This window comes from Vibrio crassostreae (assembly GCF_041439375.1).
Classification (GTDB): domain Bacteria; phylum Pseudomonadota; class Gammaproteobacteria; order Enterobacterales; family Vibrionaceae; genus Vibrio; species Vibrio crassostreae_D.
This window is the reverse complement of the sequence record NZ_JBGONY010000089.1, coordinates 1-13,550: the sequence shown is the minus strand read 5'-3', so window position 1 is coordinate 13,550 and position 13,550 is coordinate 1. Positions and strand designations below refer to the sequence as shown.

Here is a 13,550-nt window from a genome sequence, read left to right as displayed (position 1 = left end):
GATGATCTGATCGTAGCTTTAAGCATTAGTTCCCTGATTTAGGAAACAAAGCCCTTGATACCTTAACTATCTCTAAACTTTTATCACGATCACCGGTATGGATTGTAATTGGGTGGGCGATGCTTTTTATGTCGCTATCGTTTAGGGAGGTGAAAAAACACATCAGATGATAAGCTGCTCCCATCGTCATGTTAAAGGCAGAGCTATGATTGACAGAAGTACCGTTTTTACTTTGACCTAAGTTGCTGGCTTTGACAGATGTTTCAATTGAAATGGTTTCTTGATATCCACCCACATTAATTGGAACATGTAACTTATCAGGTAGTGGTAAGTTTTCTTTTTTTGCAGCAATAAGCTGTGGAGCCAATGTAAAAAATAACTCACTTAGGCGATTTACGAGGATACTTTCTTCAGTATTAGAGTAGCCATCGTTTGGTGTATTTTCGCAAGCGAAGCCGCGATGCAGGTTTGCCCATGAATTAGCTGGTAGTCCGCACCAGGTGAGAGCGGTACGAAGGAATGTGGCTGAGTTTCCTGCAGTAGACTCTTTGATACCAATTTCATCGTCATGTTGCCGTTCCCATAGCTTTTGGGATGGGTGATACATTCTAATGCGATGCCTTAATTCACCACCATTCCCAGCATATTTTAAATAACTTTCTTTTGAAAAAGGGCTAATTTTTAAGGCGTCACAACAGACAATATAAGACCTTAAGTTACTATAAATACTAGCTGTTGATGATGTAGAGTTACCGTTATCAACGTATTGCTTGGCTTGTTTGCAAAAGTTTCGTAAGTAAGGTGTGCGGCTTTCAATTTTATCGTTATTGCTATTGGCACTAAGGTGCAACAAATGCGATATATCAAACTCTGTTACCGTTCTGTGTATGCTGTCCTTGTAAGGGATAGTTAGTCGCAACGGAATAACATTTTTACTATTTCTAACGTGCTTGTTGGTCTTTGAGTTTTTAGCTAATGGGCTTTTTGTCATGTTACTACTCCCCATTTATTTTATTGTTTTTACTCACTGCTACTTTCAATTGGTTATCAAACTTATTCATGAACTTTATGTACTTTTCCGTCGTTGCGGTGTTTGAGTGTCCCATTAGCGAAGCTAACTCATCCATTAGGTACTCATAGACAACTTGCCGCTTTCTATATTCATTCTCAAGCCAATGTGTGGCAAACGTTGAGCGTAGATCATGGATTCGGTAGTACCAGGTAGGGTCTATTGTTTGGAGACGCTTTCTTAGTACGCCAAAATGTACTTCCAGAGTGTTTTCTGTATATGGCCGTCCTTTGTTGGAAGTAAAGAGGTAATTGGTGGTGCCTTCTTTGTTGGAATCGAACTGTTCTTTTCGGCGAGCTAAATTCTTTTGTCGTTGATTACTTTCTTTGAATTGTTCTAGTTCCCCATAAAGTGCAATAGGAATTTCAATCGTACGGGGCTTACTGTTTTTGGTATGTGAGATATGCACTGGTACAACGTCTAGCTCACTGCAATCTTTGTCGCCAATGTTATGAGCAGGAAAATGAGTGGCTTCATCAATCCTAAGCCCTGCCTCTTCACAAAGCCTGAGCATAAGGCGAACTGCTTTTGGTAACATATCAAAATGTTGGTAGAACAGTTCTTTATGATCAAATGTCATAGGCTTCAGCTTTTGATGTGCAGGTGTTTGAGCGTTTTTTGGGAACATCTTCATGATGTTCGATGTTTCATATACTCGTTTTTCGTAAAATTTGGTATGGGCAAGCATGTCGTGCTGATTGAGGTCTGCGTAAACCTCACTTTCGCTAAAGTGTGTTAAAACATGGTCATCATCATTTTTAAGGTAGCCGTATTTTTGCATCCATTTATAAAAACCAATGACAGCGCCCATATAGTTTCTTGCAGTACTAAGCGAGTACGCTTCGTCACCTTTAGCTTTTCCTTTAGCTCGACAGTTCGCTAGAAGGTGCTCTGCGAAGCGCCATGGGGCACCTTCTTCTTCATACTTTGTAACTGTTTTATAAGTTAAATATTCTGGTGGTATCTCAATTCCTTCGTCATCAACTCGCGTGTAATGGGTAGAGTCTAGGTATCGCGTGAAGGCTAGTAACCCTTTGGCGATTGAGTCGGTGTCTTTGACGGAACCCTCACCTCGTAGCTTGGAAACCAGATAAAGAGATTGTGGATAAACAACACTTCCATCTGGAGCAAGGATAATATCGGTTTTCTTTCGGCGTGATTGAAACTTGGATGGGGATAGGTAGGGAAAGAGAGGTACTTCATCAGAGTCAGCATTGAAACCCTCTGAGAATTTTAGCTTTGCTAAAGTATCAACCTCGATGGAAAGCAATCGGTAGTCATTATATGCGTCAGAATGTCTCTCTTCATATGTTTCCATAACGAAACGAACCTATATATGTCATCCATATACAAAAGGTAGTTCGTCATAAAGAACAATCAAGGTTCCTTGTCATTAAAAAAAATCAGGGGTGAATTTTTTCTCGCCCCAAACGCCAAACTGCTCAGCAACGCTGTGGTCTTCGTCAGACAGCAGTGTGAAGTTTAGAGATTTCTTCGCAACGAAGTTTGGTAGGCGTTTTACAGGGTCAACACTTACACCTAAAACAACCACATTTAGGTCATCAAGCTGTGCTTTGATATCACGCAGGCCTTCAGCTTGCACAATACAACCCGGAGTCATTGCTTTTGGGTAAAAGTAGAAAAGTACTTTTTTACCTTTGAAGTCACCAAGAGATACGATATTGCCATCTTGATCTGGAAGAGAAAAAGCAGGTGCTGGAACACCAGCCGTTAGCGTATTCATGACATTTCCTTTTTAAAGACTGTTTTTGATAAAGTTGAGCGAGCCTTGGACTGATAGGCTCTGACACAGCGAATTGAATTCTTCTTGTAGCTGCATCAAATTACATTCTGATTGCACAGAAGCGGTAATAGAGATATGGAATTGGTCGTTATCGAGCTGAACCTTGGACTTATTGATGGTCTGCGCGCTAAGCGAGTCGAGGCCGATATTGCGGTCTGCGAAGAACTGAGTGAATTGCTCGGTCAGGCCGAGTTTGTCGTCTGACTCAACGAAAACTTCCAGCGTGTAGGAGTTCTCAATAACATCATGAGGCGAGGTTCGCTTCATAATCGTAATCAAGTCGTGCTCTTGGCCAAGCAAGGGCAGGGTGGTTTCAACGCGGGTAATGTTATTTGCCTTTCCAGACAGTAGCATGATAAGCGTAAATTCTTCGCCAAACAGAGCGATACGGCTATCAATAATGTTACAGCCTGATTGGGTGACTAAATGAACCACTTGGTTGCATACACCTGGGCGATCAGTGCCCACAGCTGTGATTACTAGATGTTGAGTCATAAAATCACGTCTCTTTATATTCCATTGATTCATGCATGTTAGCACAGTTAGCTTGTGGAATAAGCGTGCGTAAGGGGCTTTTTATGAGCCACCTTGCTTCTAACATGTAACCAATGATAAGAATGTCAGGTGCGTTAAAAAACGAGATAGAGTGATGAGATCACAGCTTACTTGTTACTGACATCCAGTTAGGTGCTATCCGCTAGATTGAGCGCAGGTTACCCAAATTCTAGGTAGAACGCTGTTAGAAGTCGTTTTACCTCAAACATACGACAATATTTAATGCAGATGTTGCCGGTAAGCCACTTTAATGTCTTGTGTTTATTGATTGGCTTACAGTAACATGCAAAAAGAATAAATTAAGGGAGATAGACATGTTTTCAGGAAGTATCGTTGCGCTAGTTACGCCATTTAACGCAGATGGCGAAGTGGATTTCGACAGCCTTAAAAAGTTGGTTGATCACCATGTTGCTGCAGGTAGTGATGGTCTGGTTGCGGTTGGCACAACAGGTGAGTCTTCAACACTCACAATTGAAGAGCATGTCAAAGTCGTCAACAAGATCGTTGAATTTGCTGATGGTCGTATTCCCGTTATCGCTGGTACAGGTGCAAATGCAACTCACGAATCTGTTCTATTCAGCCGTTTGTTGAATGGTTCTGGTATTGCAGGCTGTCTGAGCGTAACGCCTTACTACAACAAACCGACTCAAGAGGGTTTGTACCAACACTACAAAGCGATTGCTGAAGTCAGTGACGTTCCACAAATCCTATACAATGTTCCTGGTCGTACTGCTGTAGACTTGTTGCCAGAAACGGTTGCTCGCCTTGCTGAGATCGAAAACATCGTTGCACTTAAAGATGCGACGGGTGATCTCGACAGAATTGCAATTCACCGTGAACTTTGTGGCGAAGACTTTATCTTACTAAGTGGTGATGACTTAACAGGTCTAGAATTTGTTAAGCGTGGTGGCGATGGCGTGATTTCTGTAACGAATAATGTTGCAGCCGCTGATATGGCAACCATGTTCAAGCTAGCAAAAGAAGGTAAGTTTGAAGAAGCAGAAGCGATCAATGAGCGTTTGATGCCTCTACATAAGAATTTGTTCGTTGAATCTAACCCTATTCCCGTAAAATGGGCGGTTCATAAAATGGGTCTGATCGCTGAAGGTGGCTTACGTCTACCGCTGACTGAACTGTCAGAACCAGCTCAACCTGTTGTTGCTCAAGCAATGACTGAAGCGTGCATTTACTAAAACGTATGAAGTGATGCCGAAGCGAACTTTCGGCATTTAGGAGTATAAATGAAGTATTCTCACCAGCTAGTGATTGGGTCACTGGCTGTTTTCGTTCTTACAGCATGTTCTGGCAGCCCGACTCAACGTCGCCAAGCCAAAGATGATTTCGAATACTTAGAAACACCTGAGTTTTCACAATGGCAGTTGCCTGAAGATGCTCAGCCTCAGTTCTACCCAAATTTTGACATCCCAAGCGGTGAGTTCAGTGGTGGTACAGGTCGTGAAGTTGATATTCGCCCACCGCAACAGGTTCTTGAATTGATCCCGGGTGCTCGCGCTGAGCGTCAAAATGGTGAAGTGACATTATGGCTTCTTCGTGCTGAAGAGGCAGACAGAGTGTGGCAAACAGCAGTAGATATGCTAGCTCAACGTGGTATTGGTATTCGTGAGCAATCCGAGAATGAGATTGAGACTGATTGGGTAACTTGGGTTTCTGAAGATGAAGACGTAGAGCTTGGCAGCCGCTACTCTATCTCTCGTTTCCAAGCGAACAACCGTCATGGCTTTAAGATTAACCTTATTGATTGGCGTGAAGGTACTGAAGAGAAGCCAGTAACGGCAACCAATAAAGAGCGTTACAACGCGTTCTTAACTAACTTAGTGATGGCTAAGTACGATGAAAACCTTCGTGCTGAAGCAGCTTTGAAAGCACAAGAGTTGGTGAAGCGTATTCCGATCTCAATGGGTGCTGACCGTAGTGGTTTCCCTGTGATTATTGCTCGTACACCATACAATGTATTCTGGCAGCGTCTGCCAAACTTGTTGCCTGCTATGGGCTTTGAGCTTGAAGAGCGCAACCAGTCTCAAGGTACAGTGAAAGCTAAGTACGCCGCACCAGATGATGAGTTCTGGGAAGAAATTGGCCTACAGCCTATCGATTTAGCGCCAGGCACTTACAACTTCCTATTTGGTGACCTTGGTAACCGTACGTCGATTAACGTAACGGATGCATCAGGTAAGCCAGTAGAAGAAGAGCTGCTTAAGTCAATGGTTCCGGTACTAGCGCATATTGCTGACCAGACCAAAGATGACAAAGAAGCGAAAGCTGAGTAGTAGCACTTAAGCAGTCACAGAGCTGGGTTCAATCAGCTCTGTGATTAGCTAAAGCCAATAAAAAAGAGGACACATAGTGTCCTCTTTTTTTGTGTTCGTTGTTATCAGACTATTAGTTAATCAAGTGGATACCCAAAGTAAAAAGCTATGCGTCTTTGTTGTCTTTGGATTCTTCTTTTTCAGCTTTCTCTTGGTTAAGTTTATCCAAGCGATTGAGTTTATCTAAATCTCGCTCTGTTTTACCACGACCTGTCAGATCCATATTGGCAGTCTGTTTAAGAGCTGCGATGTTACCCACCACGACGCTAACCACGATGATGATGATAACCCAAGGGTTTGTAAGCCACTCCAACATAAGCGCTCCTAATGACTGATATTCGCTACGAAGCGTGCGTAGATCTCGTCTAGCTGCTCCATAATAATCTCATACCCTAATATTGGCTTAGATTGGAGTTGCTTGCCAAGTAAAGTGGGAGATAACTGTGATAAACACGACTCCGAAACGTTACGATGGCTAATATGCCAAGGTTCTATCGCCACACCACCCAGGTCTTGACTGTAAGGGAAGAAGAACCCCAATTGTTCAGCATGAACCGATAGCCATTGGTAAAACGCTTGCTGGTGGCCGGTAAGGTATTCCCATGGTTCTAATTGCAGCTGTGTGCTTTCAGGTAAGAGGTTACGAGCAAAGACATCGAAGTCACAACCCCAATGGTGACGACTCGCACCGGGAAGCGCAGACCATCTCAAGATAGCCGACAACTTTTGATGTTCAGTCAGTGTTGAAGCATCAAGTGGTTGGCTCTCTGAATCTAATATCAGAGCTTCGCCAGAAAACTTACGGTTCCAAATCAAAGATTGTCTTTCATAGTCGCGAAAGCCACTGGCAATCTCCATTTTAAAACCAGCGAGTTGAGCAGCTTCAATCAAATTGTTTAGGTCATTCTTAACCTCACTGTGAACCAAGAAGGTCTTGGTACCGATCAGGCTAGGTTCTAGGTGAGAATCTGATTGTCCGGTTAGCTGCTCTGGTGTCATAACGTGCCTCTCAAGAATTAGATGCTATGAATCGCTGATAAAAGAACTATTTAGCGAACAGGTTCACTAATGTTTTTTCGTACATGTCGGTTAGCTTCTCTAAATCAGCCACTTTCACGCATTCGTTAACCTTGTGAATAGTTGCATTCACAGGGCCTAGTTCTACGACTTGCCCTTTCATGCGTGCAATAAAGCGTCCGTCAGATGTCCCACCTGTTGTAAGTAACGCAGGTTTAACATCATTTACGTCGCCTACTGCATCGACAATAGCGTCAAGTAATGAGCCTGCGTCTGTTAAGAACGGGTCACCATTGAATGTCCATTTAAGGTCGTATTCGAAGTCGTACTTATCTAGCGTAGTTGTGATTCGTTCAACGATGATGTCGTTGCTTAACTCGGTACTAAAACGGAGGTTAAACTGAACATTGAACTCACCGGGGATAACGTTTGAAGCCCCTGTGCCCGCGCTTACATTTGGGATTTGGAAACTGGTTGGTGGGAAGTAATCATTACCTTTATCCCACTCAGTCGTTGCCAACTCGTTGATTGCAAGCAGAGAGCTGTGTACTGGGTTATTCGCAAGGTGAGGGTAGGCAACATGACCTTGTGTACCCTTAATCGTTAGGTCGCCTGTGATAGAGCCACGACGACCGTTCTTCACTACATCACCTACAAACTCAGTGCTTGATGGTTCACCGACAATACACATGTCGATGTTCTCACCGCGCGCCATCAACGTTTCAACAACACGTACCGTACCGTTGATGAAAGGACCTTCTTCATCAGAGGTGATAAGGAAACCGATTGAACCAGTGTGATCTGGGTGTTTGGCAATGAACTGTTCTACAGCCACAATCATTGATGCCAGAGAGCCCTTCATATCTGCCGCGCCGCGACCATGTAAGTAGCCATCAACAATCGTTGGCTCAAATGGCTTGGTGTTCCATTGTTCGATTGGGCCAGCTGGAACCACGTCAGTGTGGCCTGCAAAGGCAAATAGAGGCGCTTCGGTACCACGACGAGCCCAGAAGTTCGTAGTATCTTCAAATACCATGACTTCGATTTCAAAACCGAGTGCTTTTAAGCGTTCAATCATCAGGTCTTGGCAACCTGCATCTTCTGGTGTTACCGATTGACGGCTGATTAGGTCTTTTGCCAGAGCCAAAGTTGGGCTGTCTGTCATCCTTGAATTCCTTGTTTAAATAAAACGTCTAGTCATTAATGTTTAGGACGCTGATTTCATGATCAACGTCCAGTTGTTTATCTATGTGAATACAACGGCCTAAGAAAAAATAGCCGCGTATTGGTCTGCTTTAAATCCAATGTGAAGCTTACCATCTACTTTTAAGATTGGGCGCTTGATCATTGCTGGTTGCTCAACAAGCAAAGCCACTGCTTTTTCTTCCGTTAACGTGTCTTTTTGCTCTTGAGGAAGTTGGCGATAAGTTGTCCCACGTTTGTTTAGCACAAGCTCCCAACCTAGCTCAGAACAGAAGTTTGTTACTAGCTCTGTGTTGATGCCTTGTTTGCGATAATCGTGAAATTCGAACTCGATACCTTCAGCTTCGAGCCATTTCTTTGCTTTTTTAATAGTGTCGCAATTTGGGATACCAAACATAGTGATAGTCATTATTCTTCCTTTGAGTGATTTTATTTCATTGTTATGAGTTGAATCCTATCAGGAAGCAGCAACTCAGACAAAATAGAGTGATGAATATTTCATAGAGTGAAAAAAAAGCGTAAGAAAATGTCACTATTGGAGACTTATTGATCAGCCTCAACATGTTGTCAGCGAAAAAAGAAATAATTGAGCTGCACATATATAGGAGGTGTCAATGGAGTTGAGTCCTGTTTTTGCAAGGCGGCTATATTTAGCATTGTTAGTGGAAAGCCTTGATAGGCCAAATGTGCCTAAACTCATCGAAAAAACGGGGTGGCCTCGTCGTACTATTCAAGATGTACTCAAGGCGTTACCGGGGATCGGTATTGAACTTATGTTTGTTCAAGATGGGCGACGTCATAATGATGGCTATTACCAGTTATCCGACTGGGGGCCATTTGACAGTCAATGGGTTATCCAGCGTAAAGGCGATATAGCAACAAGCCTTGGATTTAGTGCATAAGCCAGCGAAAGCTGGCTTTCTTTTTTGTAGTAGAAGTAGTCGTGGTAGCATCTCGCTCATTTTAGTGCTGAGCTACCTAATTACGTTTCTATCTACTCACACAAATAAGCTGTGCCCAGCATGGTCACGGAAGTGGCAAAGTCTTGGGGAAGGGTAAATATGACTGTGTCTGCACCTAATTCAATGGCGTTGAATTTTAACTCGTTCATTGCGCCTTGAATCAGAGTGTCATTTGGGAAGAATAGATAGCTGTACCAGTGGCCTTCGCTGCCAGTGACTTCCCCTTTGTAATCGCACTTGTTGATATCAATCAGTCCGTGATAATCCATTTTTACTTGGTCAGCTTCGCTATGGGGCATTGATGTCGGTGTCGTGCAACCTAGCAATGCACCACTTATAATCAAAGCGACTAATTCCTTTTTCATACGATTATCCTGTTATTTCATCAAATAAATTGCGAAGCCTATCCAGCTAGCGACCAATAGTAGCCACGGCAATTTATTGGCGTGATTTGATGCGGTTTCAACGCTAGTGTCGATATCCTGCTCTTGAGCTTGGTGCGCTTGTTGAGTCTGCTTCTCTTTCTGTACACGTTTCTTTGCTTTATCAGCTTGGCGACTGCGTTCTTTTTGCTGTTTCTTATAGAGCGCAATGCCTTTCTCAATCCCCTGAGCAATCAATTTAGTTTGTTCTTTGGTTTGAGCGGGTTTTTGAGTCGCTTTGGCTATCTTCAGTGCTTCTTGTTGAGATTCAACAGACGGTGTACTAGTTTTCTTTTTCATACTGAGTTCGATAATTAAAACGGATTAACCAATAAGATAACGCAAACCTAGTTAAGTATGAATGATTTGCGTTAAAGTGTTGGTTTGAAACTAAGTGAAAGTGAGATTTGTGCGGTACTCCATAGAACAATACGATAAGCACGGCTTTTTAAAAGCCCCAATTCTATTATGGTTGGGTTGGCTGTTTCTTGCGAAAGCGCTGGTCGTGTTCATTGTTGCAGGTGCAAGTAGAGAGTCGGGAACCGATATTCTCGAGATCATCTATCCAGATCATCATATGTTTTATGTAGGGATCGCTTTGAGTATCCCTAGCTTGTTACTCATGTGGTTGTTTGGGCTAAGATCTCCAGATAGAAAGCGCCTGAATAAAGTCGTATCTTGGGGGCGTTGGGTCACCATGATGGCTATCTTGGCACAAGGCTCTCATACGATTTATTTAATCTATTTGGATAACGGATGGTTCCGTTGGTCAAATGGTCTCACTCTATTGCTGCTCTTATGGTTAGCGCTTTATCTAACTAATAGCCATGCAGCAAAGGATTGCTTTAAAGTGGTTGAGCACGAAGACTGATTCTCATCAAAACATTTGTCCTATTCACAATTATACTTAGAAGCTAAAAATGGAAGGAATAATCTATGCTTAACTCCTCAAATGAGCAGCCTAACGTTCAAAGTGCTATCTTGCCAGAAGCTGGGCCTTTCGCTCTTTACGTTCAACTTAAAGTGAATGCTAACGCTACTAATGTACTCGCAGAAATTCAAAAGATTCCTGCGCTAATCGAAGGGCTCAATCAAACTCAACCAGATGCGAACTTAACGGCGTCAGTTGCGTTCTCAAAGGCTTTTTGGGATAAGTTCGAGCAAGCTGCTCCGTCTGACCTCATTGATTTCCCTGCGCTTGGCGAAGGTGATGTCACTGCACCGAGCACATTGTCTGATGTTCTGATTCACTGTCATTCAAATCGACACGATCTGCACTTCTTCATCCTACGTAAATTGCTATCTGAAGTAGCTGCGGACGTTGAAGTAGTTGATGAAACCTACGGTTACCGTTTCCTAGATTCACGTGACATGACCGACTTCGTTGATGGCACCGAAAACCCGAAAGACGCACAGCGCGCTGAAGTGGCGATTGTGCCTGAAGGTGAATTTGCTGGCGGTAGCTATGTGATGGTGCAACGTTTTGTGCACAATCTGCCAGCTTGGAACCGATTGAATGTATCAGCACAAGAGAAAGTGATTGGCCGAACTAAGCCCGATTCAATCGAGCTAGAAGATGTTCCTGCGGCGTCTCACGTTGGTCGTGTGGATATTAAAGAAGAAGGCAAGGGCCTTAAAATTGTTCGTCACAGCCTGCCTTACGGCACAGCAACGGGCGATCACGGCTTATTGTTCATTGCTTACTGTAATGTCCGTCATAACTTTGATGCGATGCTAGAGAGCATGTATGGCGTAACAGATGGTAAAACAGACCAACTGCTTCGTTTTACTAAAGCGGTGACAGGCGCTTACTACTTTGCTCCTTCAACTGACATGTTGAGTACATTAACGGTTAAGTAAATCGTCTCAAAATAGAATAAACAAAGGGAGCCTCAGGGCTCCTTTTTTATTAAAGCTTTAGATGGATTAGTCGATACAAGAGCAATCGTGAGTTTTATTCATCTTTTTGTAAGTGAAGGTCTATGGCTATAACTGTTAATACAAATGTCTCAGCGCTGGTGGCTCAGAGGAATCTGTCGAATGCCAACAACATGCTGAACCAATCTTTGGAGCGCTTAGCTTCAGGGAGTCGTATTAATAGTGCAAAAGACGATGCGGCTGGCTTACAAATTTCGAATCGATTAGAAGCGCAGATGAGCGGCATTGATGTCGCGGTTCGAAACGCTAACGACGGAATCTCCATTATGCAGACGGCAGAAGGAGCAATGAATGAAACCACTAATATCATGCAGCGCATGAGAGATTTGTCCCTACAAGCGAGTAACGGGTCGAATAGCTCATCGGAACGAATCGCTATTCAAGAGGAAGTCACCGCCTTAAATGACGAGCTGAATCGAATTGCGGAAACCACCTCATTTGGTGGAAAAAAGCTCCTTAACGGTAGTTTTGGTAGCTCGTCATTTCAGATCGGTGGTAGTTCTGGTGAAGCGGTGCAAATCGGCCTGAAAAGCATGCGCACCGATGACATCAACATGGGGGGCTTTAGTTATGTCGCAAGTGGCATGGCAAGTGACTCGTGGGAAGTAAAATCCAACCAGAATGATATGACGATGTCTTTTACCGACCGTTTTGGTCAGCCTCAAGAGATCGCCATTAATGCTAAAGCGGGCGATGACATTGAAGAGCTGGCGACTTACATCAATGGTCAAACAGATCTGGTATCGGCTTCCGTCAATGACGAAGGGCAACTTCAGATCTACATGTCTGGCGAAGATACGGCCGGCACGATCTCTTTCTCAGGTTCGTTAGCCAGTGAACTTTCGATGTCGGCGGGTTATTACGAATCTGTCGACGACATCAACGTGACCGATGTGGGTGGTGCGCAGCGTGCTGTCTCTATTTTGGATACAGCGATGAAGTACGTGGATAGTCATCGTTCTGAATTAGGCGCAATGCAAAACCGCTTTGATCATGCGATTAATAATCTCGAAAATGTTCATGAGAACTTGGCGACATCAAATAGTAGAATTAAAGATACTGATTACGCCAAGGAAACCACTCAAATGCTTAAGCAACAAATTTTGCAGCAGGTGAGCACCACAATATTGGCCCAAGCAAAGCAGGCGCCGAACCTTGCCTTAACCTTATTGGGTTAATAAATTGCCTAAAATATTATAAATGTGTTTCGGCTTAATCAGTCCGTTTGGTTAATTAAAATACAAATTGTCGCTCGACCGACTTCTCGGCAACTTTAGTGTTTTTCTCATCTTTTTTTGATAATTTTACTGCCAGTCACGCTTTCTTCTCCTTTATCGCTATTTCTTTAATTTTGTTGTTTTTTTCCTAAAGGTTTCGCCAATCACGCCGTTATTAAAAGTAACTTAGAGATAACTACTTGGTTTTCCGAGACGTCGGAAACCGCTATACCGGAAAATCAATTGGAGAAATCACCATGGCAGTGAATGTAAATACAAACGTTTCAGCGATGACAGCGCAACGTTACCTAAACAACGCAAACAGCGCACAACAAACATCAATGGAGCGTCTAGCTTCAGGCTCAAAAATCAACAGCGCAAAAGATGACGCTGCGGGTCTACAAATCTCTAACCGTTTGAATGTTCAGAGCCGCGGCCTTGATGTTGCTGTACGTAACGCGAATGACGGTATCTCTATTGCACAAACTGCTGAAGGTGCAATGAACGAGACAACGAACATCCTGCAACGTATGCGTGATTTGTCTCTACAATCTTCAAACGGCTCAAACTCAAAATCTGAGCGTGTAGCGATTCAAGAAGAAGTAACAGCACTGAACGACGAACTAAACCGTATCGCGGAAACGACGTCTTTTGGTGGTAACAAGCTGCTTAACGGTACTCACGGCACTAAATCATTCCAAATCGGTGCGGATAACGGTGAAGCGGTAATGCTTCAACTGAAAGACATGCGCTCTGATAATGCTCAGATGGGTGGTAAGAGCTACCAAACTGAGAACGCGAAAGACAAAGATTGGAACGTTCAAGCTGGCTCTAACGACCTAAAACTGTCGTTCACTGATAACTTCGGTCAAGCACAAGAAATCGACATCAACGCAAAAGCGGGTGACGATATCGAAGAGCTAGCAACGTACATCAACGGTCAACAAGACTCTGTGAAAGCGTCTGTAACTGAAGATGGTAAGCTACAAATGTTTACTGGTAACAACAAAGTTGAAGGCGAAGTGGCATTCTCTGG

The 13,550-nt window shown here is 43.4% G+C and carries 16 protein-coding genes and 1 pseudogene; 7 read left to right on the top strand and 10 right to left on the bottom strand.

Annotated elements, in window-relative coordinates; genetic code table 11:
- Nucleotides 1-25: 25 nt before the first annotated feature.
- From ACED45_RS22725 to ACED45_RS22710, 4 genes and pseudogenes are all read right to left on the bottom strand, one after another.
- Entirely contained in the window at nt 26-991 is a 966-nt protein-coding gene (locus ACED45_RS22725; protein ID WP_371715074.1) for a hypothetical protein, read from the bottom strand.
- Between the two features lie 4 nt (nt 992-995).
- Nucleotides 996-2,387, bottom strand: coding sequence for a tyrosine-type recombinase/integrase (locus tag ACED45_RS22720; RefSeq protein WP_371715073.1), 1,392 nt, complete (start codon nt 2,385-2,387; stop codon nt 996-998).
- A gap of 93 nt (nt 2,388-2,480) precedes the next feature.
- Nucleotides 2,481-2,813 (bottom strand): annotated as a pseudogene (gene bcp, locus ACED45_RS22715) (thioredoxin-dependent thiol peroxidase); the annotation flags it as partial.
- A 12-nt stretch (nt 2,814-2,825) separates the two neighbouring features.
- Complete coding sequence (locus ACED45_RS22710) at nt 2,826-3,368, bottom strand: glycine cleavage system protein R (RefSeq protein ID WP_017632494.1); 543 nt, start codon at nt 3,366-3,368, stop codon at nt 2,826-2,828.
- A gap of 374 nt (nt 3,369-3,742) precedes the next feature.
- On the opposite strand from ACED45_RS22710, the gene dapA reads away from it, so the two are divergent.
- Nucleotides 3,743-4,621: a 4-hydroxy-tetrahydrodipicolinate synthase gene (dapA, locus tag ACED45_RS22705; RefSeq protein WP_017632493.1), complete on the top strand. Its 879-nt coding sequence runs from the start codon at nt 3,743-3,745 to the stop codon at nt 4,619-4,621.
- Nucleotides 4,622-4,669: 48 nt separating this feature from the next.
- Nucleotides 4,670-5,716: an outer membrane protein assembly factor BamC gene (gene bamC / locus ACED45_RS22700; RefSeq protein ID WP_102432037.1), complete on the top strand. Its 1,047-nt coding sequence runs from the start codon at nt 4,670-4,672 to the stop codon at nt 5,714-5,716.
- Nucleotides 5,717-5,861: 145 nt separating this feature from the next.
- Here the strand turns inward: bamC and ACED45_RS22695 are convergent, their stop codons facing one another.
- From ACED45_RS22695 to ACED45_RS22680, 4 genes are all read right to left on the bottom strand, one after another.
- The gene (locus ACED45_RS22695; protein ID WP_019821638.1) at nt 5,862-6,071 is read right to left on the bottom strand and encodes a DUF2897 family protein; all 210 of its coding nucleotides are present in this window, start codon (nt 6,069-6,071) and stop codon (nt 5,862-5,864) included.
- An 8-nt stretch (nt 6,072-6,079) separates the two neighbouring features.
- A complete protein-coding gene (locus ACED45_RS22690) occupies nt 6,080-6,754 on the bottom strand; it encodes a M15 family metallopeptidase (protein WP_371715072.1) in 675 nt (224 codons plus the stop codon).
- A 46-nt stretch (nt 6,755-6,800) separates the two neighbouring features.
- Complete coding sequence (dapE, locus tag ACED45_RS22685; RefSeq protein WP_285954330.1) at nt 6,801-7,937, bottom strand: succinyl-diaminopimelate desuccinylase; 1,137 nt, start codon at nt 7,935-7,937, stop codon at nt 6,801-6,803.
- A 99-nt stretch (nt 7,938-8,036) separates the two neighbouring features.
- Nucleotides 8,037-8,384 carry an ArsC family reductase gene (locus tag ACED45_RS22680; RefSeq protein ID WP_060982502.1) on the bottom strand — a complete coding sequence of 116 codons (348 nt, stop codon included), beginning with the start codon at nt 8,382-8,384 and terminating at the stop codon, nt 8,037-8,039.
- A 205-nt stretch (nt 8,385-8,589) separates the two neighbouring features.
- Between ACED45_RS22680 and ACED45_RS22675 the strand changes: the two genes are divergently transcribed.
- Nucleotides 8,590-8,877, top strand: coding sequence for a winged helix-turn-helix domain-containing protein (locus tag ACED45_RS22675; RefSeq protein ID WP_004734273.1), 288 nt, complete (start codon nt 8,590-8,592; stop codon nt 8,875-8,877).
- A 92-nt stretch (nt 8,878-8,969) separates the two neighbouring features.
- Here ACED45_RS22675 and ACED45_RS22670 read toward each other — a convergent pair whose 3' ends face one another.
- Nucleotides 8,970-9,302 (bottom strand): DUF4156 domain-containing protein, encoded by a 333-nt coding sequence (locus tag ACED45_RS22670; protein WP_371715071.1) that lies wholly within the window; start codon nt 9,300-9,302, stop codon nt 8,970-8,972.
- A gap of 12 nt (nt 9,303-9,314) precedes the next feature.
- On the bottom strand, nt 9,315-9,659 hold the full coding sequence (locus tag ACED45_RS22665; RefSeq protein ID WP_371715070.1) for a DUF2956 domain-containing protein: 345 nt from the start codon (nt 9,657-9,659) through the stop codon (nt 9,315-9,317).
- 109 nt (nt 9,660-9,768) lie between these two features.
- Here ACED45_RS22665 and ACED45_RS22660 point away from each other — a divergent pair, with 109 nt between their 5' ends.
- From ACED45_RS22660 to ACED45_RS22645, 4 genes are all read left to right on the top strand, one after another.
- Nucleotides 9,769-10,230 carry a DUF2919 domain-containing protein gene (locus ACED45_RS22660; RefSeq protein WP_371715069.1) on the top strand — a complete coding sequence of 154 codons (462 nt, stop codon included), beginning with the start codon at nt 9,769-9,771 and terminating at the stop codon, nt 10,228-10,230.
- Nucleotides 10,231-10,295: 65 nt separating this feature from the next.
- Nucleotides 10,296-11,219 (top strand): Dyp-type peroxidase, encoded by a 924-nt coding sequence (locus ACED45_RS22655; RefSeq protein WP_371715068.1) that lies wholly within the window; start codon nt 10,296-10,298, stop codon nt 11,217-11,219.
- Nucleotides 11,220-11,341: 122 nt separating this feature from the next.
- Nucleotides 11,342-12,475, top strand: coding sequence for a flagellin (locus ACED45_RS22650; protein WP_102432030.1), 1,134 nt, complete (start codon nt 11,342-11,344; stop codon nt 12,473-12,475).
- 296 nt (nt 12,476-12,771) lie between these two features.
- The coding region (locus ACED45_RS22645; protein ID WP_371715067.1) for a flagellin at nt 12,772-13,550 on the top strand (779 nt) is incomplete at its 3' end.